The organism is Paraburkholderia sp. Cy-641 (assembly GCF_011752945.1).
Classification (GTDB): Bacteria; Pseudomonadota; Gammaproteobacteria; order Burkholderiales; family Burkholderiaceae; genus Paraburkholderia.
Genome location: NZ_VWWM01000023.1, coordinates 65,423 through 89,338 on the forward strand (window position 1 = coordinate 65,423; position 23,916 = coordinate 89,338).

A 23,916-nucleotide genomic window follows, 5' to 3' on the forward strand; every position below is an offset into this window, starting at 1 on the left:
ATCGAGGGAGCATGAACGCTACGCATTGCATGAACGTCTCGCACACCTGTTCAGATGCACTGAATTAGGGCAGATTACCGGCATATATCAAGAGACTGCCGGGCACAGTCGAACACAAGAACGACTGACAACCCGCCGAATGGATTGACGAGGCAATTCATTCGGTGTGCGCTACCTTTTCGGGCGGCACTGCCGGCCGGATTGACAACGGCCTTATCGGCCATCCTCTGCCATGCCGGCCACGGCGGCGGTGCATTCATCGGCCGAATTAAGCGCTGATAGAACACCTGCTGAGAAAACTGAACGACCCGCGGTTGATCCCAGGAGACGGAGGGTGCTCATGGAAACGCCTTCAGACTTTGCCGACAGAACATGGAGCGCGTCGTTGATTCAGACCAAAATGGTGCCGCCGCTTCTTCCTTTTGGATGCGTTCGCCGGCACGCGCTGCTCGATCGGCTGAGCGAACAGCAGACTCATGGCATAACCGTGGTGACCGCGCCGGCGGGTTTCGGCAAAACGACGTTACTCGCGGGATGCAGTGAAGTACTTTCGCGGCAGGAGTATCCGGTTGCTTGGCTCAGTCTCGATGACGAGGACAATCAGGAGCAGCAGTTCGGCGCGTATCTGGTCGCGGCGTTTTGCCGGGTGTCGAAAGACATCGGCAGGCCGGCCCAGCAACTTTTGAATAGCGATGCGCGAACCTCCATCAAAACGATCATTTCCGTGCTCCTGAATGGAATCGCGGCATTCGGCCGACGTGTTTTCCTCGTGCTGGATGACGTTGACCGCCTCACGTCGGCGCCTGTCATTGCCGTCGTGTCGCGTCTGCTCCGCTATGCGCCCGAAAATATGCACGTTTTGCTTGGTGCGCGCGGCGAACCCGGCATGAAGCTCGGTCAGCTTCGGGCACCGGAGAAGCTCACGCGGATCAGTGCCAATGACCTCCGTTTTTCGATCGACGACGCGGAGAAATTTTTCGAGGAGACCTGTGCTTTATCGCTCGACCGTGCCAATGTCGAGTTGCTGAATGGCGTGACGGAGGGGTGGGTGGCGGGCTTGCAACTGGCCGCCCTTGCGCTGCGTCAAACCAGCGATCCCGCTCAGGTAGTCGGCCGGTTCACCGTTACCCGCTCCGGAATCGACCGTTACCTGGACGATGCGGTGCTGACCCAGCTGCCACCCGCTATGCTGGAATTCCTGCTGAGCACGTCGATTCTCGAACGGCTTTCGCCCGCCGTGTGCGATGCCGTCATGGCCGTCGAGGGCGGCAGCGGTGAAAAGCTCGAATGGCTCGAGCAGCATAACGTCTTTATCCGGCCGCTCGATGAACGGCGTGAATGGTATCGCCTGCACGCACTGCTGTCCGATGCGCTGCGGCGTCGTCTTCTCGCTCATATGCCGCAACAGGTTCCGGTATTGCATCAGCGGGCGTTTCGGTGGTTCGCGGAAAAGCGGCTGTGGTCGGAGGCGGTCAGACATGCATTGGCAGCGGGAGAATTCGAGCAGGCCGCCCAGCTGGTCGAGAACGGTGCAATGGAGATGCTCGAACGCGGCGAGTCACGCACGTTGCTGGAGTGGGTCGCGAAGCTGCCACCGGATGTCGTTCTCACGCGGCGCTTGCGTCTTGCCAAAGCGTGGGCGCTCGCTTTCTCGCTTCAAACGACGCACGCCATCAAGGAAATTCGTGTCGTTACCGATGAGATTTATCGGATGCGCCGCGAGAGTGCCTGCAGCATCGACGAAGTCGCGCTGGCGGAGGTGAATGCCATCAGCGGGATAATCGCCTCTGCCAGCGACCAGAGCGAACATGCATTCGAATTCGGGCACGCCGTCGCGACCTCATCGGCGATTGCGGCTCCCTGGGTCAATAGCTGCGCGCAATTCGCGCAATTCTTTGGTCTATTGCATCGAGGCGAATTCGACCAGATACGTCGGATATGGGGAGGCGCTCAAGATCGACCGGAACAGGGACGGGGGTCGATCTACACGGATCTGTTTCGAAACACGATGTACGGCCTTGCCGCGCAGATGCATGGCGAACTGGCCGAAGCGGGGAGAGTTCTCGAAGAAACGCTCGTGCGTGCCGAAAACGCTTTCGGCTACGCATCGTCCTGTGCCGTGATCGCGGCGGGTTGCCTGGTGTCGATTGTCTACGAATACAATCAACTTCCTCGCGCACGGAAGTTGATTGCGAACCGCACGACGATTGCCCTGGAGGTTTCTCCACTCGGCACGCTGCTCCGGCATGTGCTGACGGAGGCACGCCTGCTGCAACGCAACGGGCAAGTGGGGTCGGCGCTGGCTGTTCTTGAAGATGGCCGGCAGGTTGCCATAACCCGACAATGGCTGCGTCTCAAGATGGCGTGCGACGCGGAGACGGTCAGGTTGCTCCTTCATAGCGGTGACGTGACCCGCGCGAGGCAGATCGCTAACAAACTACGCGCGAGTATGCCGGTGGTGCTTGACGAGCAGGCGGGAGCCGCGACTGAAACCTGGACACACTACTGCTTCCTGCAGGCTCGGGTTCTGATTGCCGAAAATGATGCTGAAAAGGCAGTCGCTTTTCTCGTACGCCTGCTCGATGCTTTAGCGGCCAGGGGATGGCGTTATCATGAAGCGATTGCTTCCCTGTTGCTCTCGCTCGTATACGAGCAAGGCGGAGCGTCCGGAAGCGCGCTCGGCGCGCTGGATCGTGCGCTACGTCTCGGAGAGGCTGTTGGCATGGTAAATAGCTTCATAGACGAAGGGCAAGGAGTCCGCGCATTGCTGCAACGGTTTCGGTGGAACGCTGGGGGCGACTCCACGGTGGACGCCACCTATGTCGACAAATTGATCCATGCTTTCGATAACGTCGACGCGCCGTCGTCTACGTCTCCCAGGCCGGTCAGGAACCTGAAGATGTCGTCTGAGGTTCTGAGTGCGCGGGAGTTCGAAGTACTCCGTTGCGTGGCCCATGGCCAATCGAATAAGGAGGTGGGCCGATCGTTAAAGCTCGCACCGGAAACGGTCAAGTGGCACATGAAGAACATTTTCGAAAAACTCGATGTCACTTCGCGAATTGAAGCCGTGCAGAGCGTGTTCGGATTCGGCGCGAGAGAGGGTAGCGACGCTATGTAGTCATTGAATGCCTTCCACGAGAGACGGAGTTGGCGCAAGTCAGATTCGAGAACATCGATGCACTGACGGCCGGCATCAAACCGTACCCACTACTACAACCACAAGCGCATCGAGCTGAAATTGAAAGGGCTGAGTCCTGTGATGTACAGAACCCAGCCCTCACGGCCTAACCGACCAAATTGTCCAACTTCGCAGGGTCAGTTCAAGATTGCGCGCCCGTATTACACGGGCACATGAAATGATTTCGCAGATTCAGACCGGGTACGTGCCGCGAGTTTTACGGCATGTACCCGGTTTGATGCTTCGTTATGCCTTGAGCGTGTTCTTGTAGAACTTGCCGTCTTTCATCACGATACGCAGGTTCTGCTCGGGGTTCGCGATAAGGCCGAGATTCTCGAGTGGATTGCCGTCTACGAGCAGCAGATCGGCATAGGCACCTTGTTCGAGCACGCCGAGTTTTCGCGGATACGGATTGCGATGGCCGGATAGCGCGAGCAGTTCCGCGTTGGTACTCGTGGCCATTTCCAGTGCTTCGGCCGCGCTGTACCAGCGCTTCATATGCGTGAGCATCGTGCCTTGCCGCGCGGCGAGCGTCTGCGAGAAGATCAGGTCGGTGCCGAATGCGACCTTGATGCCGTGCTTGCGCGCGAGCTTGTACATGTTGTCCGTGCCCGCGGAGACTTCCTGGAATTTTTCGATGCCCGGCCCGGAGAGCGGCGCGACATCGTCCTGGCTGACGAACGGTTGCGTGCTGAGCCATGTACCGTTTTTTGCCATCAGCGCGGCGGTTTTGTCGTCCATCAGATGACCGTGCTCGATGCAGCGCACACCCGCCGCGACGGAGCGCTGGATCGATTCGTTCGTGTACGCGTGCACGAGGACATACGTGCCCCAGTCCGCGGCCGTATCGACGGCCGCGCGCAACTGCTTTTCCGTGAACGTGAGCATGTCGATCGGGCTGCGCGGGGTCGATACGCCACCGCATCCGACCAGCTTGACCTGGGTGGCGCCCTGAATGAACTGCTCGCGCACGCGCACGCGGACTTCGTTTTCGGTATCGGCAATCGCGCTGCCGCCGTCGAGTTCCGACTGGCTGACCCGCGCGCCGCTGCGCGGCAGATCGCTGAGCGGACGGAAGTCGCCGTGGCCGCCGGTCGTCGTGATCATCGCGCCGGACGGATAGATGCGCGGCCCGGAAATCATGCCGCTGTCGATCGCCTGCTTCAACGCGAACGAGGGGCCGCCCGCGTCGCGTATCGTCGTGAAGCCGCGCAATAGCGTGCGCTCCGCTTCGGCACTGGCCGCGAGATGCACGAACGCAATGTCGGATTGCAGCACGACCTGGATCGGCAGCGACGCGAGCAGCGAATGCCAGTGCATGTCGATCAACCCGGGCATCATGACCTTGCCCCCGCAATCGACGACGATCCTGCCCTCGGTCGAGGCGGGCTGGCCCTGACCCAACTGACTGATGGCATTGCCTTCGACGACCATATACAGGCTATCGCGCAACGTCGACGATTTGCCATCGAACAGGCGGAAGTTCGTGAATAGCACCGGCCTGGCGGGTGCACTGGGCGGCAGGACACTTTGAGCGTGGCTGAGTCCGGGCAGCACCAGGCCCAGCATCGAAGCCGCAAGACCGGTAACGAAGCCGCGGCGCGACAGATCGGCACTGATGCGGCGGTTCGCATATTGCGCTTGTGACTTGTCACAAAGACATGAAAGAGAAGGACTGACTGCTTTATTGCCGATGTACTTTCCTGAAGGCATAGCTCACCCATAACGTAAATCATCGTGCATAGAAAGCCGCCGCATAACGATAACTCGCGGGGAAGAACGTCAATCGAGAAGAAGAGTATCGCCTGCGGCGCCAGATGGCAAATGTTGAACCGGTCAATGACGATGGAGATCACTGTTCAGAATTCATTCGCAAAGAGGCAATGAAATGAGAATTGAATTGTGAATTAATGTGACGACATTGCGAGATTAACTCATTGAACTGGATGATTTAAAAAAATTGACTTGCGACGCCCGAAAAAAAGCGGCTATGCTCATACCACTCGCCGGCACGGTGAGGATTCCGGAAGAACACGCAGTGGCATTGACCGCGCTATCGCGAACCGGTATGCGCATCCTCGCTTTTCAATAACGACAAAAGACATTTCCGCGGAATTAAGTTGCAGCACAGCATCGGTATTACGCAATCGACGTCAGGACCGGTGCCATTGCATCGTCCTGTTCATTTTCCACGGAGAAACCGAGATGATTGATGTGTCCACGCCACGCATGACCAAGGTGCTGGCCGGCTCCGCGTTGTCGCTGTTCGCCGTTGCCGCGATGGCGGACGATACGCTGGGCCTGTCGGAAAGTCTGTATTCGGTCGGCGCCCCGGAAATCACCCAGGCATCCGGAGCCGGCGCAAGCCCGTGGCATTTTTCCGTTGGAGCCGGGGTGGTGAACATGCCGAAATTCCCCGGCGCGAGCGGCACGAAATGGGAAGTGGTGCCGACGGTCAGCGCGAATTACGACCGCTTCTTTATTGGCGCCAATCCGGATGCGGCTTCGCTGCTGTCGCTCGGCGGCTATCTGTATCGCGACAGTAACTGGCGCATCGGCGCGGCCCTGACTTACGATTTCATCCAGCCGCGCAGCGAGTCCGACGACGCGCGGCTGCGCGGTCTCGGCGACGTCAAGCGTACCGCGCATGCCGAACTGTTCGGCGTCTATACCTATCAGTTCATTTCGGCGCGCGCGAGCGTATTGACCGATATCGCCGGCAACGATCGCGGCACGGTCGCGACCTTCGACGTGCTCGGCCGCTATCAGCCGATTCCGCAACTGACGCTCACCGCGGGGCCCGGTTTGACCTGGGCGAGCAGCAAGTACAACCAGACCTATTTCGGCGTGACGTCGGAGCAGAGCGCGCGCTCGGGACTGCCGGAGTTCTCGGCCGGTTCCGGTCTGAACCAGTTGCGCTTTTCGATAAACGGCGCGTATCGGATCGCGGCACGCTGGAATGTCGGCGCGAGCGTTTCGTTCGCATGGCTGCGCGGCGATGCGGGCGACAGCCCGATCACCGAGAAGACAAGTCAGATAACGTACGGCCTGTTCGCCAATTATCTGTTCTAGCCGGTTCATCGAATAGTCGCGCAATCATCGTCGAACGGTAAGCCCACCTGTGTCCGATTGTTCAGGCACCGGTGGGCTTCTTTCGTTCAGCGAGCGATAAAGCCCACTTTGTTTAGCGCTATTTCTCCGGCAATGTCGCATCAACTCTTCTGCGCAAGCAGCGCCTGAATCTTTGCCTCGGTCTGCGCATAGTCGCCTTCTCCGAAGTGCGAATAGACGATCTGCCCTTTCTTGTCGATCAGATAGAACGCGGGCCAGTACTGATTGTTATAGGCATTCCACGTCGCATACTGATTGTCCTGCGCGACCGGGTAGCTGATGCCGAGCCGCTTGATCGCGGTCTTCACGTTACCGGTGTCGCGCTCGAACGGATACTCGGGCGTATGCACGCCAATGACCGTGAGTCCCTGATCCTTGTATTTCTGGTTCCAGCTTTTCACATACGGCAGTGTGTTCGCGCAATTGATGCAGCTATAGGTCCAGAAATCGACCAGTACCACCTTGCCGCGCAATTGCTGCAGTTTCAGCGGTTCGCTATTGAGCCATTGCGTGATGCCGGTGAACTCCGGCGCGGGCGGATCGTTTTCCAATGGCGCGGCGATGGCGGCAGTACTGGTGGCGGCCGTCGCGGCGAATGCACTGAAAGCGGCGGCAAGAGCGAATGTCCTGAGTCGGGCGTTCATGTCAAAGTCCTTTGAGTGAGGGGAAAAGCGCGGCGAGCCGGGCGTACAGCAGCACGTCGTATTGCAGATAGATGGCGAGTGCCGTCAGCATCACCAGTACGCCGAATACCTGTTGCAGACGATGCGCATGGCGCGATACGGCGCGTACATGCCGGGTCACGTAATGTCCGCCGTAGATGATCGCGAGCATCGGAATCGCGGCGCCGATCGCATACAGCGTGAGCAGCAGCGCCGACCAGCCGAGGTCCTGTGCCTTGACCACGAGCACGAGGATCGACGCGAGCACGGGGCCCGCGCAGGGTGTCCATACCGCGCCGAGCGACATGCCGAGCACAAAGCCGCCGGCGTTGCCGCTGCCGGGCTGACTGCCCGGTGCAATGGCCGCGCCGATGCGTTCGAGCGGCCCCTGCACTCGCGCGACGAGCCAGTCGTAGGGCCGGGGCCAGACGCGCATGAGGCCGGACAGTGCGAGCAAGGCGATACCCGTGTTGCGCAGCACCTGCTGCGCGACGTGGATGGTGCTGGACACCGCGCCTAGCAGCAAGGCGAACGACGCGAAAGTCAGAATAAAGCCGGCGACGATAAAGAGCGGTCGTGTACGGCTCGGCTGTTCGACCGACGTGCCGAGCAGAATCGGCATGACCGGCAGGACGCAGGGCGATGCGATCGTGAGCAGGCCCGCGAGCAGGGCGAGCGGCGTTTCGAGCGTGCTGTGCATGGTGGGCGTTCCGGTGGGCGGGTATGGCCGTATTGGAACGCCTGCGCGTATCTGGTTTATGTCGCGGGAATGAGGCGTGTGCAATGTTTTGTGTCTGCGTACCGGGTAGATACATTGCGACACAAAACGGCGGGCGGACGCAGCGTGGATGCGCCTTTACGCGCTGTGCGAACGTGCGATCAGCGAGTTTTGCGCTTTCGTGCCGTATTTGCCGATGGTCTCGCCGCCCGTTTCTTCGTTTCAGGCGGCGAGAACATCGGCATGCGCTCCTGAATCCAGCGCAGCAATTCGAGCGGAGCCAGGGCGAGCGGCCGGCCGGCTTTGACCAGTACTCGCGCCTGTGCGCCCGAGAAGAGCGGATGCACAACCGGCACGGTGGTCAATTCGCCGCTCGCGATTTCGCGGTACGCGGCGAATTCGCCGATCAGCGTCATGAAGTTCTCCATCGTCACGAATCGCTTGAGTCCGCTCAGCGAATTGGTTGTTAGCGTCGCGCGGATCGAAACGTTCTCCGCCAATTCGGTCATCTTGACGACATGACCAATGCCGAATGTCGAGGGCATCAGCGCAAGAGGGTAGGCGCGCAGATCGTCGAGCGTGGCGGGGCGTTTCCTTTTAGCGAGCGGATGATCGCTTCTCAACAACAGCACGACGGGTTGCGAACAACTGGCGCGGGACTCGATGCGCGGATGCGGCGGCGGATTGTAGGCGAGCCCGATATGTACGCGGCTTTCCGCGATTTCTTCCTGGATTGCATCGACCGCGAGCATGTCCATGGCGATTTCCAGTTCCGGATATTGCGCACAGAACGGCGCAAGCACGTTGTCGACGAGCGTATCGACGAAGCCTTCGCTGACCGCGAGCCGGATATGCCCTCGCTGAAGACCTTTTAGCGCATGCAGCTGATCTTCGAGCTTCTCCTGCTGCGAGCGGTAGCCGTGCCAGAATTCGAGCAGGTGCATGGCGGCTTCGGTCGGCTTGACGCCACGCGGCTGACGCTCGAACAGCACGGTGCCGAGTTCGTCTTCGAGCAGCTTGATCTGCCGCGTAATCACCGACGGCGACGTATTGAGGTTCTCGGCTGCGCCGCGAATCGTGCCGTGGGTCAGGACTTCGTTGAAGTACCGAAGGCGTTGCTGGTTGATCTCTCGCATGGGCTCACTCGACCGCGGTTAATGCGTTGCTCATTGGGCAACGATATGTGAACTTAGTTGCTCTTGCTGTCAGTGGTTGGGGCTGCCATTATGTATCTAAGCCTTGCGACAGCGGCAATTCACCGGTCCTGCCGGCAAAGCACTGCGTTTCAGATTCGCGCGGTTGCGCTTTACCGCCTTTACCACCCTTACCGCTTTTACCCATTCATGTTCGTTCCGTTCGCGTTGCGATTGCGTGCGGTGGCATCGTCATGCCGTCGATTTTTGCCGCTGCACGAGAGATGGGCGCACGGGCCGGATGAGTCATTCAAGGAGAATCAGCATGTCGGATCAGATCAATAGTCGGCGCCGTCGTTTTCTCGGAACGGCCGTGGCGGGTATCAGCCTGCTCGAACTGGGACTGAGCGGAATCGCGCATGCGCAGTCGACCGACGCGACCGGCATCGCGAAAGCGGGGCCGCGCGTTACTTCGTTCGAGAAGATTCGCTCGATCGATGCCGGCACGCTCAATATCAGCTATGCGGAAGCGGGTCCGCAAAACGGGCCGGTGGTGATTCTGCTGCATGGCTGGCCTTACGACATCTACAGCTTCGCCGAGGTGACGCCGCTGCTCGCGGCCGCGGGTTATCGCGTGATCGTTCCTTATCTGCGTGGCTATGGCCCGACGCGTTTCCTTTCCGCCGACACGCCGCGCAACGGTCAGCAGTCCGTGGTTGCCGTCGACATCGTCAATCTGATGGACGCGCTGAAGATCGACAAGGCCGTGCTCGGCGGTTTCGATTGGGGCGCACGCACGGCGAACATCATCGCGGCGCTGTGGCCACAACGCTGCAAGGCGATGGTCTCGGTGAGCGGTTATCTGATCGGCAGCCAGCAAGCGAACCGCGCGCCGTTGCCGCCGCAAGCCGAACTGGCCTGGTGGTATCAGTTCTATTTCGCCACGGAGCGCGGCCGCGCCGGGTATGAGGCGAACCGTCACGACTTCAACAGGCTGATCTGGCACACGGCCTCTCCGAAATGGAACTTCGACGATGCGACGTTCGAGCGTACCGCCGCATCGTTCAATAACCCGGACCACGTTGCTGTGGTGATTCACAACTACCGCTGGCGTCTCGGTCTCGCGCAGGGCGAGCCGCAATACGACGAACTCGAAAAGCGTCTCGCGACGGCATCGGCCATTGCCGTGCCGACCATCACGCTCGAAGGCGATGCCAACGGCGCGGCGCATCCGGAACCGGCTGCGTACGCGAAGAAGTTTACCGGCAAATACGAGCACCGCAATCTGAGCGGCGGTATCGGCCATAACCTGCCGCAGGAAGCGCCCAAGGCATTTGCGCAGGCTATTGTCGATGTGACGCGTATGACGTAATGCGGGCCGGCGAGTGCCGGCTGACTATTGCGGTTTCAGATCCGAACCCCAGGAGTTCAACACCGGCTTCGGGGTTTTTTTATGGGCGCGAGTCGCGAACGAGATGTGAGAGCGAGATGTGCGAACAAGATTAGTGGACAAAGCAGGGAACACGCAGAGCCGCTTTTTGTATCGCAATGTATCAGCCTCGTACGTAGACAAATACGCTTGCATAAAGGGGAGAAACGAAAACATTCCAGATACGTTGGCGCGCTCAAATGTCTTCACGCAAGGTTGATTCGCAACGTTGCGTGAATCAGGCGGGACATGAAGGCATATCGGCTTCGGTGGTCCGGTGTTCCGCTCAACCCTTGAATCCCGTGTATTCAGATATCTGGAGAGAACTCATGAAATTCGTTCAATCGCTGATCGTCGCCGCTCTCGTTGCCGTTCCTGTCGCTTCGTTCGCGCAATCGCAACATGAAGTCACGCGTGCCGAAGTGCGCGCGGAACTGGTCCAGTTGCAGAAGGCCGGCTACAACCCCGCGAGCGACAACGCGCAATACCCGCGCAACATCGAGGCGGCCGAGGCACGCATCAATGCCGGCAACAACGCAGCGGCCAATGCATATGGCGGCGTGGCGCAGAGCAACTCGGGCAGTTCGGCCGCGGGTTCACAGGCGTATGCGCCGATGAATCGCGCGGCGCCGGACCAGCCCGACATCATCGGCCTTGGTCCGATCTACGCGCATTGAAGTACGGCGTGTGCTCAGATCGCAATCGACGGAATGCTCTTCATGCAGCGCAGCGCGAACATCGAGCGGCTATGGCGAATGCCTGCGATCTTGTAGAGCTTTTCGCGCAGGAAGCGCTCGTAGCCCGCGGTGCCGTCCACGGCGACCTTGACGAGATAGTCGTAGTCGCCGGACACGAGATACGCTTCGAGTACTTCGCTGAGTGTCGCGAGTTCGGCGCCGAAGCGCGCGAGCGCGTCGTCGTCGTGGCGGTCGAGCGTGACTTCGAGCAGCACGATGTCGGCGAAACCGAGTTTCTGCTGATCGAGCAACGCGACATAGCCGCGTATATAGCCTTCGCTTTCGAGCTGGCGCGTGCGATTCCAGCAGGCCGTGGTCGACATGCCGACCAGCTCGGCGAGTTCCGCGTTGCTGAGGCGAGCGTTCTTCTGCAACGCGCGCATGATCTTGCGATCGAGCTGGTCGAGCGGGCGGTTTCGGGTCGTCATCGGCGTGAATGGAAGAATATTCCTTAAAAATTCATTATAGATGTAGATCGTCCCGAAGCAGCACCGCAACGCGATGTCTTTAAGAAGCCTATCCAGCGGGGCTCCCGGTATATTTTCTCCATGCATTCATGCCCGGGACAACCGTCCGGGCCGCGGGTCTCGCGCTCAGCGGTCTGTTGCGGCCACAAGCCGCGCTCCGGTGTCTCGCCGTCTTCACAGGAAGGCGGCACGCGGGCGAATTCCGGCGCTACCCGTGCCGGAAGGCGCGCCCGCCGGGCATGGACGCATGTCATCGCAAGCGACTATCGCAAGGCTTGCATTTGCATTGCCCCCACCCTGGCCTCTGCCCCTGCATACCGCGAATCGCCCGCCATCAAGGCAGGTTCTCGCGCAACACGATACTGAACTGCACCGGCTTCACGTCGCTCAGTGCATCGCGTTTCTCGTGCACGTTGCGGAAAATTCGCAGACAGTTGCCGACCATGGCTTGCGGCGTTTGCGTAATCAGCGCATCCATCGTGCCTTCGATCAGCAATGCGCGCGTATCGGGCGTCAGGCCATGTCCAATGAACAGGATCTTCTGTTCCGAACGCGCTTCGACGATCGCGCGCGCGACGCCATCCGAACCGCCGCCGCTGTTATAGATGCCCGCGAGATCGGGATGCTCTTCGAGCAGCTTGCGCGTTTGCCTATAGTTGCGCTCGCTATCGTCGTGACCTTCGCGCAGTCCTATGACGCGCACTTGCGGAAAGGTCGATTCGATCAGATGCAGAAAGCCGATTTCGCGTTCCTCATGCCCGCGATAGTTGAGGCTGCCCGCCAGCATCGCAATCTTGCCGCTCGGCCGCGGGCCCATGAAACGGCCTAACAGCAACGCCGCGGTGCGTCCCGCCGAACGGTTGTCGATGCCGACATACGCGAGCCGCCGCGAATTCGACAGATCCGAAATCAGCGTAATCGCCGGTACGCCCTGGTCCGCGAGCGTATTGACCGCGTCGCGCACGACCGGATGTTCGAGCGCCATGAACACGACACCATCGGCACGTTGCCCGTAATACAGCAGACGGTCCGCGAGTTCGTTCGGATTGAAACTCTCGACGTAGTGCGCGCGGCACTTCATGTCCAATGCGCTCCACTGTTCATGGGCGAATTCGATGTAGTCGCCGAGCATGTGCAGATAGCGATTGGTGCCCGCGGGCAACAGAAACGCGATGCGCATCGGCCTTGCCGTCGCGACGGTGGGCGCATCCGGCGTAAGCAGATAGCCGAGCTGCGCGGCCGCTTGCAGTACGCGCTGCGCGGTGACGGCGCGCACGCCTTCGCGGCCGTTGAGCACGCGATCGACCGTGGCGGTCGATACGCCGGCCGCGCGCGCAATGTCGGGAATGCGTGCGCGCGCGTTGAGCGGCGCGGTTCCGGTGAGATGACCCGGTTCTGACATGGCAGTCCTCAACAGATGAGGTCCATCAAAAAACATCAAGCTCGCGGTTTGACAGCGGTTGCCGCGAGCGCCTAGTCTTGCAGCTATCGCACGACATCGCAACGCGCTTGACCGGAAATCAGCGCGTTGCAGCGGGTGATGATGAATTTTGATGGATTCGACAGTCACATCAATTATAAGCAGCAAACCCCATGCATGGGATAGGAGACGCTCATGACCAACCTCGCGAGACGCAGCCTGCTGCGTGCCGCAGCCGCCGTGCCGGTGGCCAGTACGCTGGGATTCCCGGCGATCGTACGTGCGGCATCCGGCCCGGAGTTCGTGTTCAAGTACGGCAATAACCTGCCGCTCACGCATCCGCTGAACGTGCGCGCTCAGGAAGCGGCGAATCAGGTCCGCGAGGCGTCCAAAGGGCGCATGGAGATCCGGATCTTCCCGAATAACCAGTTGGGCGGCGATACCGACATGCTCGCGCAGGTGCGCAGCGGCGGCATCGAAATGTTCACGCCGTCGGCGCTCGTGGTATCGACGCTTGCGCCGTCGGTCGCGATCAATGCGGTCGGCTTTGCGTTTGCCGATTACGACCAGGTATGGCGCGCGATGGACGGCAAGCTCGGCGCCTATGTGCGCGGGGCGATGCAGAAAGCCGGGCTCGAATCGTTCGAGAAGATGTGGGACAACGGCTTTCGTCAGACCACGACGAGCACCGCGCCGATCGTCAACGCGCAGAACATGCGCGGACTGAAGATTCGCGTGCCGGTGAGTCCGCTCAGTATCGATCTGTTCAAGGGGCTCGGCGCGGCGCCGACCAGTCTGCAATTCAGCGAAGTGTATTCGTCGTTGCAAACGCGCATTGTCGACGCGCAGGAAAATCCTCTGCCGATCGTGCTGGTTGCCAAGCTCTACGAAGTACAGAAGTACTGCTCGCTGACCAATCACCAATGGGACGGCTACTGGTTCGTGCTGAACCAGCGCGCGTGGCAGCGCTTGCCGAAAGACCTGCAGACGATTGCGAGCGACGCCTTCAACCAGGCGGCGATCAAGCAGCGCGAGGACGTCCGCAAGCTGAACGATGCGGCCGTCGCCGATCTGCAAAGCAAGGGTCTCGCGATCAATCGTCCGTCGCCCGACACGTTCCGTGCCGCGCTGCGTCAGGCCGGCTTCTATAGCCAATGGAAAGGCCGCTTCGGCAACGACGTGTGGGATCTGCTCGAGCAATCGGTCGGTAAGCTCGCGTGAGCGCGCCGGGTTCCGGCGAGCATCGGACGACGCGCGGCGCGCGGCCGCAAGGAGACAGCACGATGTCGAATCACGCATTGAATCCGGCGGAAGCGGCTGCGCCGTTGCACGCGGCGAGCCTGCCGCGGCGCTGGCTGCGCAGTTTCGATCGCGGTTTGATCGCGCTCGTCGAAGTGTGCGCGGCGACCTTGCTCGCGATCGAAATCGTCGTGATGCTGGCGGGTGTCGTGTCGCGTTACGTATTGCATGAGCCGCTCGTGTGGTCCGATGAACTGGCCGGCATTCTGTTTCTGTGGCTCGCGATGCTCGGTGCCGTGCTCGCGTTGCGGCGCGGCGAACATATGCGCATGACGGCGCTCGTCAGCCGTTTGTCGCCGCGAGCGCGCGCGTTCGTCGATACGCTCGCGATCGTCGCGTCGATCGCCTTGCTCGCGCTATTGATTGCGCCGGCTTACGATTACGCGTCGGGGGAAGCGGCAATCGTCACGCCCGCCTTGCAGATCAGCAATGCGTGGCGCGCGCTGGCCTTGCCGATCGGCGCGGTGTTGATGCTGCTGGTCGGCGTGATCCGCCTCGCGCAGGTGAGCCGCGTGCTCGACGTGCTGATCGTGCTGGCGATTGCCGCCTTGCTCGGCGCGGTGGCGGTGTTCGCGGGAGACTGGTTTCAGACGCTCGGCAAAGCCAACCTCGTGATCTTTTTCGTCGGCGTGGTGGCGGTCGGCATTTTCTCGGGCGTGCCGATCGGCTTTTCATTCGCACTTGCGACATTCGGTTATCTCGGCCTCTCGACCTATACGCCTCTCGAAGTGATGGTCGGCCGCATGGACGAGGGCATGTCGCATCTCGTGCTGCTCGCCGTGCCGCTGTTCGTCTTTCTCGGCCTGCTGATCGAAATGACCGGCATGGCGCGTGCGATGATCGAATTTCTCGCGAGCCTCGTCGGTCACGTGCGCGGCGGTCTGTCGTTCGTGCTGATCGGCGCAATGTACCTGGTGTCGGGCATTTCGGGTTCGAAAGTCGCGGACATGGCGGCCATCGCACCGGTGCTGTTTCCGGAGATGAAAAAGCGCGGTGCCTCCGAAGGCGACCTCGTGGCCTTGCTCGCGACGACCGGCGCGCAAAGCGAAACGATTCCGCCGAGCATCGTGCTGATTACGATCGGCTCGGTAACGGGGCTGTCGATTTCCGCGCTGTTCACGGCCGGCATGTTGCCGGCCGCGGTATTGGCGCTGATTCTGTGCGTCGTCGTGTGGTGGCGTTATCGCAAGGAAGACCTGAGCGGTGCGCAGCGTTACACGCGCAAGCAGATCGGGCGGATGTTCGTCGTGTCGTTCCCCGCGCTTGCCTTGCCGTTCGTGATTCGCCTGGCCGTGGTCGAAGGCATTGCAACGGCCACCGAGGTCTCGACGATCGGCATCGTCTATTCGATGCTGGCCGGGCTGCTGATTTATCGGCGCTTCGAGTGGCGTCGGCTCGGCCGCATGCTTGTCGACGCGGCCACGCTGTCGGGCGCGATTCTGTTCATCATCGGCTGCGCGACCGCGATGGCCTGGGCGCTCACGCAATCGGGCTTCTCGCAGGACCTTGCGCAACTGATGGGTTCGATGCCGGGCGGCTCGTACGGTTTTCTCGCGATCTCGATCGTCGTGTTCGTGATGCTCGGCAGCGTGCTCGAAGGGATTCCCGCGATCGTATTGTTCGGGCCGCTGCTGTTTCCGATCGCGCGGCTCGCCGGGGTGCATGAAGTGCATTACGCGATTGTCGTGATTCTCTCGATGGGTGTCGGCCTGTTCTCGCCGCCGTTCGGCGTGGGTTACTACTCGGCGTGCGCGATCAGCAAGGTCAATCCCGATGCGGGCATTCGGCCGATCATCGGTTATATGAGCGCGTTGATCTTCGGTTTGCTGCTCGTCGCGGCGATTCCGTGGTTATCGATCGGATTCCTCTAGACAGTTCTTACTTCACTGACATTCGGGCGCTGCGTTGCGCGGCGCCGGGGTGTCGCTCGTCCTTCAAAACCCGCAGCAACGGGAGAGTTTCATGAGTCGTTTCTTTGGCGAAATCCGGCAGGCAGGCTACGTGGTGCGCGATATCGAGGCCGCGATGGACTACTGGAGCCGCGTGCTCGGCGTGGGCCCGTGGTTTTACAACGAACGCGTGCCGATCGAAAACTACACGTATCGCGGGCAGCGCTATGAAGTGCACAACTCGGTTGCGCTCGCGAACTCGGGACCGTTGCAGGTCGAATTGATCCAGACGCGCAACGACGCGCCCTCGATGTATCGCGACTTTCTCGCCGCGGGCCATACGGGTTTGCAGCACAACGCGTACTGGACCACGTCGTTCGACGCCGATCTCGCGCGTTTGCAGGAGCAGGGCTTCACGGTTGCGATGAGCGGCGAGGTGGGGCGCAACGGCCGCTTCGTCTACTTCGATACCGAGAATCATCCGGGCACGGTGGTTGAACTATCGGAAGTCGCGGGGCCGAAGGGCAAGCTGTTCGACATGATCTACGCGGCCTCGCGCGACTGGGACGGCCGCGAGCCGGTGCGTCCGTTTCCCGATCTGAGCACGCTATGAACGTTATTCAGGCACAGCGGCCGCTCGATAGCGATACGCTCGAAGCCGACTATCTGATCGAAACGCCGCTCGATCCCGCGCGCGTCGCGGACGTGATGGCCGGCGAGCAATCGAGCGGCACCTTCGTGCGGGTCGCGAACGAATCCGATGCACTGCGCGCGCGCAGCCGCGCCAACGTGCTGCATATCGAAGAGCTCGAAGCCGCCGCGCAACCGAGTCTGCTGAGCGCATGGCTCACGCGGCAGCGCACGCCGGGGCCGTGGCGGCGCGCGCGCATCACGCTGTCATTTCCGCTGGCCAACATCGAGGCGAATCTGCCGACGCTGGCCGCGACCGTCGCCGGCAATCTGTACGACCTCGGCGAAGTGACTGGCATGCGGCTGCTGTCGCTGCGTTTGCCGGCCGCGTATCGTGCGCGTTTCGAGTTGCCGCGTCATGGCGTGGCCGGCACGCGTGCGCTGACGCAAGTCAGCGGCCGGCCGATGATCGGCACGATCATCAAGCCGAACGTCGGCCTCAGCGCGGACGAAACGGCCGCACTCGTGCGCCAGTTGTGCGAGGCGGGCGTCGATTTCATCAAGGATGACGAAGTTTGTGCGAACCCTGCGCATGCGCCGCTTGCCGAACGCGTGCGCGCCGTCATGGCCGAGGTGCGCGCCTATCGCGAACGCAGCGGCAGGCCCGTGATGGTCGCCTTCAACATTACCGACGATCTCGACGCCATGCGCCGTCATGCGGAACTCGTCGAGCGCGAGGGCGGTAGCTGCGTGATGGCGAGCATCAACTGGTGCGGCTTCTCGGCGATCCAGACGTTGCGCCGTGCCACGCCGCTCGTGCTGCATGCGCATCGCAACGGCTACGGGATGATGTCGCGCGACCCGGCGCTCGGCATATCGTTTCAGGCGTATCAGACGCTCTGGCGTCTCGCCGGTGTCGATCATATGCACGTGCATGGGCTGGCCGGCAAATTCGCGCAGAGCGACGCCGAGGTGATCGAGTCGGCGCGCGACTGCGCGCTGCCGCTCGCGCCCGGCTGCGACGACAGCGTGCTGCCCGCGTTTTCGTCGGGGCAATGGGCGGGTACCGCGCAAGCGACATACGACGCCGTGCATTCGACCGATCTGCTCTTTATGTGCGGCGGCGGCATTCTCGCGCATCCGGACGGTCCGGCTGCGGGCGTTCAGAGCGTGCGCCAGGCGTGGGCGGCGGTGCAAGCCGGCACGCCGCTCGCGAATTACGCGCAGAACATGCCGGAATTGCAGCGCGCGCTGACGTTCTTCGGCGGCCGGGGTTGAGGGCGATGCCAGGCGCAGAAGAGATGAACAGTTCGCGCGATTTAGGCACGGACTACGCGTTCTACGGCGACGACTTCACCGGCGCGACCGATACGCTCGCGCATCTCGCACGCGCGGGCTTGCGCGCGATGCTGTTTTTCACGCCGCCCGATGCGGCGCGTCTGTCGATGCTGGGTCAACTCGACGCAATCGGCGTCGCGGGCGCGGCGCGCACGATGGCGCCGCCCGCGCAACAGCAGGAGCTTGCGCGTGTCGGCGCCGCATTCGCCGCGCTCGGTGCGCGCGTGATTCACTACAAGGTGTGCTCGACCTTCGATAGCGCGCCACATACCGGCAGCATCGGCGTGGCGATTCGCACGCTGCGCGAGTACTGTGCGAATGAACTCATTGCGATCGTCGGCGGGCAGCCGAATCTGCGGCGCTATTGCGTGTTCGGTCAACTGTTCGCCGCGGCGGGCGCGGACGACGAACAGCCCTCGATCTATCGGATCGACCGTCATCCGACGATGAGCCGCCACCCGGTCACGCCGATGAACGAAGCGGACCTGCGTGTGCATCTGCAGCGTCAGGGTATCGAGCGGGTGCGGTCGATCGACTGGCGGTGCTATGCGGCAGGCGAAGCGGCATTGCAGGCCGAGGTACGCCGCGAACTCGATACGAAGCCCGAGGTACGGCCCGACGCGTTGCTGTTCGATGTACTCGACGATACGCATTTGCATGCCATCGGCAAGGTCATCGCGCATTGCGCGGCGCGGTCGGCGCCATTGCTCGCGGTCGGGGCGAGCAGCGTTGCACAGGCCTATGCATCCGCGTGTGGAGTGCGCGGCAATTCCGATGTAGAGAACGGGGCCACCACGCCATTGGCTCGCGCACGCGGCCCCGTGTTCGTGCTGGCCGGCAGCCTCTCGCCCTTGACGGAAGTGCAGATCGGCGCCGCGCATTCCTATTTGCGAGTAGAGCTCGACCCACACAAGATGACGGGCGATACGGCAGCGGCCTATCTGGCGGATCGTGTCGCGGCCATTGCCGGACCCTTGCGCGACGGGCGCAACGTGCTGGCGTTTACGACACGAAAGGTATCGCACGCGACGCGAGTCGCTCAGGCGACGAGTGGCGAAAATACGGCGAATGCCGACAACGAAAACGAAGCCACCCCACCGTCCCAACTCGCGCATGCGTGCGCGACGCTATTGCAACAGGTACTCGGCGCGGTGCGATTACGGCGCATCGGCATCGCGGGCGGCGATACATCGAGCTTTGCGGTGCGTGCGCTGGATGCGTGGGGCCTGTCCTATCTCGCGCCGCTTTCGGCGGGTGTGACCGTGTGCCGTCTGCATTCCGATCGCGCCGAACTCGACGGCATGGAGATCATGCTCAAAGGCGGCCAGATGGGCGACGCGGATCTGTTCGAGCAGTTGATCGACGGTTATGCGGGCTAGCGCACATCGGCAATCGGTCGCACGATCGCCACGATCGGTACGCGGCCGACACCGCCGGTAGGGCCGTTGCCCCACGAGCGGCTATGCGGCCGGAGCGGCGCCCGTCTCACACAAAAGAACATCAGGCGGGTGCGCTCTTTCCAATTGCGGACACTTCGCGCGTCCTATAGATAGGTTCCGGTGATACGGCCTTCGAAGATGGCGGTATTGATGTCCCAATCGTCGACGTGACCCGTCGAAGTACCGTCCACGGTGACGACCACCGAGCGGCCACCGCGCAGGATTTTCATCTGTTCGACGGTGAGGGCTTTTTCGGCGGATGCGTCGCTTGCGCGATGCGGCAGGTCCTTGATGATGACAGTGGTTTTCATGGCATTACTCCTTGAGATCGAGAGGCGAGCACAATGCGGCGCCCGTCTGGATTTTTGCAAGGCATATGCCAACGTGCCGGGACGTGATGCGGAAAAGCGGTCACTCGCCGCCATGCGCATCCAGACGGGGATGCGCGCGCCCGCCTCGTCGAATCGTGCGGATCAGGCCGACGCATGCGAGGCGAAGTGTTCGCGCGAAGCCCACGTATTGCGCGCGCGTGGTGGGTTCATGGCACCGCTTCGCGAAAAGCGGACAGTGACACGACGCATGGCGGAAAGTGGGATTGAAATGGAAACGGCACGCGCGAAGCGCGCGTGCCGTGGCGATGAAAAGCGGTGGGCGGTTCCGGCGGCGTTACCGCTTCGGCTTCAGGGCGGCATTGCCGATAGGCAGATGCGCAGCGGGAAAGCCCGGCGGATAGTCGACGACACGCGTTGCGGCCGGCACGAGCGGCGCGGCGAGATTCGAGCGCGCCCCGATGCGCGCCCCGCCGACGATCGCGGCCATTGCCTCACGGTCGAGTTCGACGTTTTCGGTCAGGTCCTTGATGACGAGCTTGGTCATGACGGCTCCAGAAAAGCAATAGGGCGGCTCGGTCCGCTGAGGGTCCGGCCGCCGCGTTGGCGGAATGTTTGGCCTGTCGTTCGATGTACTGAGGTCTCGACGCACTTCGAGTATAGGAAATCCGTGTGCGGCCTGGGGCATGTCAATACAGCGGCAGTGCCGGAACCCCCGTTCCCGCGCTGCTGCATGCGCTTACACGGCGGCGTAGTTGGCGCCCCACAGCGTGGGGTCGACGTTGAGCTTCAGCGGCACGAAGCCCGCGCCGATCACGCCGATGTTGTTGAGTGCCGCGACGTTCACGTTTTGCTGCTGGAAGAGGCTCTGGTTCACCGTGACGTTGACGTTGGCAATGCCGGCGAGGCTGCCCAACGGCAAGCCGGGCACGCTGCTGCCGGTGCCGCCGGCAAGCGCGGACATGGCCAGGCGGTCGAGTTCGCGGGTGCCGGGCAGATCGCGAATCATGAGGGATGACATGATGTTTCTCCAAGGGTGCGCGAAAAGCGGAGACGAATGGCGTGCGGCGAAGCGGCCCGCGTGTGCGGGTGCTTCGCCGCGTCGCACATTACATGTGGATGTTGTTGTTCGACGTCACGAACGGATCGTTCGTCGAGGTGATGCCGGCGGCGAACGCAACGTTGTTGCCGTTGGCGTTCTGCTGGTTCAGTTCGTTGCTGATCAGTTGCGTGGCGGTGAGGTTCTTGCTGTTGTTCGGAGCGACGATCGGGCTGAAGTTGTAGTACAGGCTCGGGCCGAAGCCGCCGCGCACGGCACGCATGGCCTGGCTGTCGAGTTGTTCGGTGACGGACAGATCCTTGATCATGAGCGTTTTCATGGTGAGTCTCCAGAAAGAAGTCATCGCAATGTTGCGAGTGGTGTTGAGCAACCTGTTTGCTCGGATATCACTCATGCACAGGCTGTGCCAGATTTGCTCAAGTATCCTGATGAAATGCCGGGAGTCTCGATTAACAGGGCGTTCCGGCGTGAAGCAGTCCCGGCGTGCCGTGCGTCCGCGCGGCTGATCGGGCGGCAAGCGGTGGTGTCTCTCCGACAGACGGTGCAATCCTGTTGGTTCGCATACGACACTCGCGTCACGCGCGTGCATGGCGTCGCGAGGGTCATTGCCGGTTTGCGAAAGCGCGGACCGGGAGCTAGTATCGAAGCGGCACATGTAACTGGTTACGACAGGTTTCCTATCGACCCGCGTGGCGTCGGTCGCATGCGACACGGTCCAGCGGCAACGGCGGTGCTTCGCACAAATGGCTAGCCTTGCGCGTGTGATTCACGACTTCCAGAGCGGCGAGCTGTCTCGTGACGAGTTCGTCGCGCGGCTCGACAGCGCGTTGAAGACCGAGCAACTCGGTTCGACGCAGCTGCTGGAGATGCTGGGTGCCGCGCATCGTCAAACGCCATTGCCTGAGGAGTTGTATCTGGAAGTACGGCGGCGCATCGAGTTGCTGCGCTTATCGAACGTCGCGGCAGGCGGCGAGGAAACCGGCATCCAGACGACGGTGGAGATTCCGTCGCTGCGTTCGGGCAGCGCCGGTGTTGCGGGCGTTTCGGGTGTTTCGGGGACGGCGGACAATGCTTCCGCGCACGACACGATCAAGGGCATCGGCGATACGCTCAACAACCGTTTCGTGCTCGAGGAGTGCCTGGGCGTCGGCGGCATGGGCACCGTGTACAAGGCGCTCGATCTGCGCAAGCTCGAAGCGTCGGACCGCAAGCCGTATCTCGCGATCAAGGTACTCAACGTCCAGTTCCGCGGCAATCCGAATTCGCTCGTCGCGTTGCAGCGTGAGGCGCGCAAGGCGCAGGTGCTCGCGCATCGCAACATCATCACGGTGTACGACTTCGATCGCGACGGGCCGATCGTCTATCTGACCATGGAGTACCTGAGCGGCAAACCGCTCAGCCAGTTGCTGCGCACGCCCGGCTATCAGGGCATGCCGGTGCGCGCGGCACTGCCGATCGTGCGCGGCATGTGCGCGGCGCTCGCGTATGCGCACGAGCGCGGCTTCGTCCATTGCGATTTCAAGCCCGCCAATGTGTTTCTGACGACGAACGCCGAAGTAAAAGTGATCGACTTCGGCATTGCGCGCGTATTCCAGCGGCCGGAAGAGGAAAGCGATGCGACGGTATTCGACCCCGGCACGCTCGGCGCGTTGACACCCGCGTATGCGAGCCCGGAGATGATCGAGCATGGGGAGCCCGATCCGCGCGACGATATCTATGCGCTCGGCTGCATCACGTACGAACTGTTGACCGGCCATCATCCGTTCGATCGGCTGTCCGCGACGCAGGCGCGCAATGCCGATTTCAAGCCGCAGCGTCCACCGAATCTCGACTCGCGGCAATGGCGCGCGCTGCGCGCTGCACTGTCGTTCGATCGCGCGACGCGGATGCCAAGCGTCGTGCGCTTTATCGCCGAGTTCGACAATGAAGCGCGCGCCGAGAAGTCGGGCACGCTCGCGAAGGCGGGACTCGCGGGGCTCGCCGTGGTTTGCGCGGCGGCGGTCGGCATTTTCGCGCTGCGTTCCGGGCCGAGCCGCGAGAGCGAGCCGCGAACCGACCAGGTCGATCGCGTGGGCGGAGCGTCGGCAATCGTGTCGTCGAACAGTACGGCGCAGACGTCGCCCGCTTCCGCGGTAACTTCTGGAGCAACTTCCGCGGTAACGAATGAAGCAGCTAATGCATCGGCAAACGCGGGGTCTTCTTCGTCTGCGCCGTTGCCACCGGCTTCACCGCCGCCGCCCGCTCCGAAGCCCGCGTTGACGCTAGCCGCGATTACACCGGTGCTCGCGCAGGTGCCGTGCTCGGCGTTATCGGCAAGCGTGCAGGATCACGCGCTAACGGTGCGAGGTTTCGTCTCGCAGCGTGATGGCGTCGCGCATCTGAAGGACACGCTGGCGGCGTTGCCGGGCGTCGATACGTTGACGCTCGACGTCCAGCCGCTCGCCGACGATAAATGCGACACCGTCAAAACGCTCGCGCCGTACTGGATGCGTAACTGGCAGGCGGGCCGCGTCGCCGCGCTGCACGTGCGGCCGCCGAGCGGTTTATTGAGCGATGGCGATGCACTCGTCGTCGACGTGAATACGCCCAACTTCGATTCGTTCGTGAGCGTCGACTATTACCAGCTCGATGGCCGCGTCGTACACATGGTGCCGAGTCCACGCGCGAAGGACAATCAGGCGCCGCCGAACTACTCGGCGACGATCGGCGGCGCGGACGACTGGATCATTTCGAAGCCATTCGGCTCGGAGATGGTGGTACTGCTGATTACGCCGGTGCAACTCTTCGACAAGCTGCGTCCGGAAAGCGAATCGCGCGCGGATTATCTGCGTGCGCTCGATGCGCGACTCGCACAAATTGGCGGTAAATACGGGCAAGACCATATCTTCGCGGATTTCGCGCCGATTACGACGAAGCCGCGTATGCCGTGAAGTCGCGATAGGGGGGCAGTGCGAATGCGCAATGCCGTGAGTCGAGCCTGCGAGGAAAGAATGGCAATCGCCGGCGCAATCGTAAGCGCGCGAGCCGATGCGCGCTGCAACCGCGCTTCGGCGCCTTGTGTATAACCTCGAAGCTCA

General features: G+C 61.8%; 21 protein-coding genes and 1 pseudogene. 11 read left to right on the forward strand and 11 right to left on the reverse strand.

Annotated features, from left to right (window positions below; genetic code table 11):
• Window positions 1-340: 340 nt before the first annotated feature.
• Window positions 341-3,118, forward strand: coding sequence for a LuxR C-terminal-related transcriptional regulator (locus F3J20_RS15050; RefSeq protein ID WP_167283760.1), 2,778 nt, complete (start codon window positions 341-343; stop codon window positions 3,116-3,118).
• Window positions 3,119-3,205: 87 nt separating this feature from the next.
• Window positions 3,206-3,277, forward strand: a pseudogene (locus F3J20_RS15055) (IS3 family transposase); the annotation flags it as partial.
• A 147-nt stretch (window positions 3,278-3,424) separates the two neighbouring features.
• On the opposite strand, the gene F3J20_RS15060 reads toward F3J20_RS15055, so the two are convergent.
• Window positions 3,425-4,675 (reverse strand): amidohydrolase family protein, encoded by a 1,251-nt coding sequence (locus F3J20_RS15060; RefSeq protein ID WP_345889887.1) that lies wholly within the window; start codon window positions 4,673-4,675, stop codon window positions 3,425-3,427.
• Window positions 4,676-5,383: 708 nt separating this feature from the next.
• Here F3J20_RS15060 and F3J20_RS15065 point away from each other — a divergent pair.
• Window positions 5,384-6,250 (forward strand): MipA/OmpV family protein, encoded by an 867-nt coding sequence (locus F3J20_RS15065; RefSeq protein WP_167042641.1) that lies wholly within the window; start codon window positions 5,384-5,386, stop codon window positions 6,248-6,250.
• A gap of 140 nt (window positions 6,251-6,390) precedes the next feature.
• On the opposite strand, the gene F3J20_RS15070 is transcribed toward F3J20_RS15065, so the two are convergent.
• From F3J20_RS15070 to F3J20_RS15080, 3 genes are all read right to left on the reverse strand, one after another.
• Window positions 6,391-6,933, reverse strand: coding sequence for a thioredoxin family protein (locus tag F3J20_RS15070; RefSeq protein WP_167283762.1), 543 nt, complete (start codon window positions 6,931-6,933; stop codon window positions 6,391-6,393).
• 1 nt (window position 6,934) lies between these two features.
• The gene (locus F3J20_RS15075; protein ID WP_167283763.1) at window positions 6,935-7,651 is read right to left on the reverse strand and encodes a cytochrome c biogenesis CcdA family protein; all 717 of its coding nucleotides are present in this window, start codon (window positions 7,649-7,651) and stop codon (window positions 6,935-6,937) included.
• Between the two features lie 179 nt (window positions 7,652-7,830).
• Window positions 7,831-8,805 (reverse strand): LysR family transcriptional regulator, encoded by a 975-nt coding sequence (locus F3J20_RS15080; RefSeq protein ID WP_167283764.1) that lies wholly within the window; start codon window positions 8,803-8,805, stop codon window positions 7,831-7,833.
• A gap of 322 nt (window positions 8,806-9,127) precedes the next feature.
• Between F3J20_RS15080 and F3J20_RS15085 the strand changes: the two genes are divergently transcribed.
• Window positions 9,128-10,174 (forward strand): alpha/beta hydrolase, encoded by a 1,047-nt coding sequence (locus F3J20_RS15085; RefSeq protein ID WP_167283765.1) that lies wholly within the window; start codon window positions 9,128-9,130, stop codon window positions 10,172-10,174.
• Window positions 10,175-10,560: 386 nt separating this feature from the next.
• Complete coding sequence (locus tag F3J20_RS15090; protein ID WP_167042631.1) at window positions 10,561-10,908, forward strand: DUF4148 domain-containing protein; 348 nt, start codon at window positions 10,561-10,563, stop codon at window positions 10,906-10,908.
• Between the two features lie 14 nt (window positions 10,909-10,922).
• On the opposite strand, the gene F3J20_RS15095 is transcribed toward F3J20_RS15090, so the two are convergent.
• Both F3J20_RS15095 and F3J20_RS15100 read right to left on the reverse strand, forming a co-directional pair.
• Window positions 10,923-11,396: an Lrp/AsnC family transcriptional regulator gene (locus F3J20_RS15095; RefSeq protein WP_167042629.1), complete on the reverse strand. Its 474-nt coding sequence runs from the start codon at window positions 11,394-11,396 to the stop codon at window positions 10,923-10,925.
• Window positions 11,397-11,769: 373 nt separating this feature from the next.
• Window positions 11,770-12,837, reverse strand: a complete 1,068-nt coding sequence (locus F3J20_RS15100) for a LacI family DNA-binding transcriptional regulator (RefSeq protein ID WP_167042627.1) — start codon at window positions 12,835-12,837, stop codon at window positions 11,770-11,772.
• Window positions 12,838-13,050: 213 nt separating this feature from the next.
• Between F3J20_RS15100 and F3J20_RS15105 the strand changes: the two genes are divergently transcribed.
• From F3J20_RS15105 to F3J20_RS15125, 5 genes are all read left to right on the forward strand, one after another.
• Entirely contained in the window at window positions 13,051-14,076 is a 1,026-nt protein-coding gene (locus F3J20_RS15105) for a TRAP transporter substrate-binding protein (RefSeq protein ID WP_167042625.1), read from the forward strand.
• Window positions 14,077-14,138: 62 nt separating this feature from the next.
• Entirely contained in the window at window positions 14,139-16,025 is a 1,887-nt protein-coding gene (locus F3J20_RS15110; protein WP_167283766.1) for a TRAP transporter large permease subunit, read from the forward strand.
• A gap of 91 nt (window positions 16,026-16,116) precedes the next feature.
• Window positions 16,117-16,656 (forward strand): VOC family protein, encoded by a 540-nt coding sequence (locus F3J20_RS15115; protein WP_167283767.1) that lies wholly within the window; start codon window positions 16,117-16,119, stop codon window positions 16,654-16,656.
• Window positions 16,653-17,951: a ribulose-bisphosphate carboxylase large subunit family protein gene (locus F3J20_RS15120; RefSeq protein WP_167283768.1), complete on the forward strand. Its 1,299-nt coding sequence runs from the start codon at window positions 16,653-16,655 to the stop codon at window positions 17,949-17,951. The genes F3J20_RS15115 and F3J20_RS15120 overlap by 4 nt, the downstream gene beginning before the upstream one ends.
• Window positions 17,952-17,974: 23 nt before the next feature.
• On the forward strand, window positions 17,975-19,390 hold the full coding sequence (locus F3J20_RS15125; RefSeq protein ID WP_240162806.1) for a four-carbon acid sugar kinase family protein: 1,416 nt from the start codon (window positions 17,975-17,977) through the stop codon (window positions 19,388-19,390).
• Here the strand turns inward: F3J20_RS15125 and F3J20_RS15130 are convergent.
• The 5 genes from F3J20_RS15130 to F3J20_RS15150 all read right to left on the reverse strand — a co-directional run bounded on the left by F3J20_RS15130 (window position 19,387) and on the right by F3J20_RS15150 (window position 21,158).
• Window positions 19,387-19,512, reverse strand: coding sequence for a DUF3309 family protein (locus F3J20_RS15130; RefSeq protein WP_167283770.1), 126 nt, complete (start codon window positions 19,510-19,512; stop codon window positions 19,387-19,389). The two genes, F3J20_RS15125 and F3J20_RS15130, sit on opposite strands and share 4 nt — an antisense overlap.
• A 42-nt stretch (window positions 19,513-19,554) precedes the next feature.
• A complete protein-coding gene (locus F3J20_RS15135; RefSeq protein WP_167283771.1) occupies window positions 19,555-19,761 on the reverse strand; it encodes a hypothetical protein in 207 nt (68 codons plus the stop codon).
• Between the two features lie 355 nt (window positions 19,762-20,116).
• Complete coding sequence (locus F3J20_RS15140) at window positions 20,117-20,326, reverse strand: hypothetical protein (RefSeq protein ID WP_167283772.1); 210 nt, start codon at window positions 20,324-20,326, stop codon at window positions 20,117-20,119.
• Between the two features lie 192 nt (window positions 20,327-20,518).
• Complete coding sequence (locus F3J20_RS15145) at window positions 20,519-20,800, reverse strand: hypothetical protein (protein ID WP_167042610.1); 282 nt, start codon at window positions 20,798-20,800, stop codon at window positions 20,519-20,521.
• Between the two features lie 88 nt (window positions 20,801-20,888).
• Complete coding sequence (locus F3J20_RS15150; protein WP_167042609.1) at window positions 20,889-21,158, reverse strand: hypothetical protein; 270 nt, start codon at window positions 21,156-21,158, stop codon at window positions 20,889-20,891.
• A gap of 424 nt (window positions 21,159-21,582) precedes the next feature.
• Here F3J20_RS15150 and F3J20_RS15155 point away from each other — a divergent pair, with 424 nt between their 5' ends.
• Window positions 21,583-23,769, forward strand: coding sequence for a serine/threonine-protein kinase (locus F3J20_RS15155; protein ID WP_167283773.1), 2,187 nt, complete (start codon window positions 21,583-21,585; stop codon window positions 23,767-23,769).
• Window positions 23,770-23,916 lie beyond the last annotated feature (147 nt).

What these genes read in the sequence shown, in the direction of transcription:
- F3J20_RS15130 (WP_167283770.1), bottom strand. Translation starts at nt 19,512, where the DNA reads ATGTTCTTTTGTGTGAGACGGGCGCCGCTCCGGCCGCATAGCCGCTCG.
- F3J20_RS15140 (WP_167283772.1), bottom strand. Translation starts at nt 20,326, where the DNA reads ATGACCAAGCTCGTCATCAAGGACCTGACCGAAAACGTCGAACTCGAC.
- F3J20_RS15155 (WP_167283773.1), top strand. Translation starts at nt 21,583, where the DNA reads ATGGCTAGCCTTGCGCGTGTGATTCACGACTTCCAGAGCGGCGAGCTG.
- F3J20_RS15085 (WP_167283765.1), top strand. Translation starts at nt 9,128, where the DNA reads ATGTCGGATCAGATCAATAGTCGGCGCCGTCGTTTTCTCGGAACGGCC.
- F3J20_RS15105 (WP_167042625.1), top strand. Translation starts at nt 13,051, where the DNA reads ATGACCAACCTCGCGAGACGCAGCCTGCTGCGTGCCGCAGCCGCCGTG.
- F3J20_RS15070 (WP_167283762.1), bottom strand. Translation starts at nt 6,933, where the DNA reads ATGAACGCCCGACTCAGGACATTCGCTCTTGCCGCCGCTTTCAGTGCA.
- F3J20_RS15090 (WP_167042631.1), top strand. Translation starts at nt 10,561, where the DNA reads ATGAAATTCGTTCAATCGCTGATCGTCGCCGCTCTCGTTGCCGTTCCT.
- F3J20_RS15065 (WP_167042641.1), top strand. Translation starts at nt 5,384, where the DNA reads ATGATTGATGTGTCCACGCCACGCATGACCAAGGTGCTGGCCGGCTCC.
- F3J20_RS15150 (WP_167042609.1), bottom strand. Translation starts at nt 21,158, where the DNA reads ATGAAAACGCTCATGATCAAGGATCTGTCCGTCACCGAACAACTCGAC.
- F3J20_RS15075 (WP_167283763.1), bottom strand. Translation starts at nt 7,651, where the DNA reads ATGCACAGCACGCTCGAAACGCCGCTCGCCCTGCTCGCGGGCCTGCTC.
- F3J20_RS15050 (WP_167283760.1), top strand. Translation starts at nt 341, where the DNA reads ATGGAAACGCCTTCAGACTTTGCCGACAGAACATGGAGCGCGTCGTTG.
- F3J20_RS15135 (WP_167283771.1), bottom strand. Translation starts at nt 19,761, where the DNA reads ATGAAAACCACTGTCATCATCAAGGACCTGCCGCATCGCGCAAGCGAC.
- F3J20_RS15125 (WP_240162806.1), top strand. Translation starts at nt 17,975, where the DNA reads ATGAACAGTTCGCGCGATTTAGGCACGGACTACGCGTTCTACGGCGAC.
- F3J20_RS15120 (WP_167283768.1), top strand. Translation starts at nt 16,653, where the DNA reads ATGAACGTTATTCAGGCACAGCGGCCGCTCGATAGCGATACGCTCGAA.
- F3J20_RS15100 (WP_167042627.1), bottom strand. Translation starts at nt 12,837, where the DNA reads ATGTCAGAACCGGGTCATCTCACCGGAACCGCGCCGCTCAACGCGCGC.
- F3J20_RS15095 (WP_167042629.1), bottom strand. Translation starts at nt 11,396, where the DNA reads ATGACGACCCGAAACCGCCCGCTCGACCAGCTCGATCGCAAGATCATG.
- F3J20_RS15110 (WP_167283766.1), top strand. Translation starts at nt 14,139, where the DNA reads ATGTCGAATCACGCATTGAATCCGGCGGAAGCGGCTGCGCCGTTGCAC.
- F3J20_RS15080 (WP_167283764.1), bottom strand. Translation starts at nt 8,805, where the DNA reads ATGCGAGAGATCAACCAGCAACGCCTTCGGTACTTCAACGAAGTCCTG.
- F3J20_RS15145 (WP_167042610.1), bottom strand. Translation starts at nt 20,800, where the DNA reads ATGTCATCCCTCATGATTCGCGATCTGCCCGGCACCCGCGAACTCGAC.
- F3J20_RS15115 (WP_167283767.1), top strand. Translation starts at nt 16,117, where the DNA reads ATGAGTCGTTTCTTTGGCGAAATCCGGCAGGCAGGCTACGTGGTGCGC.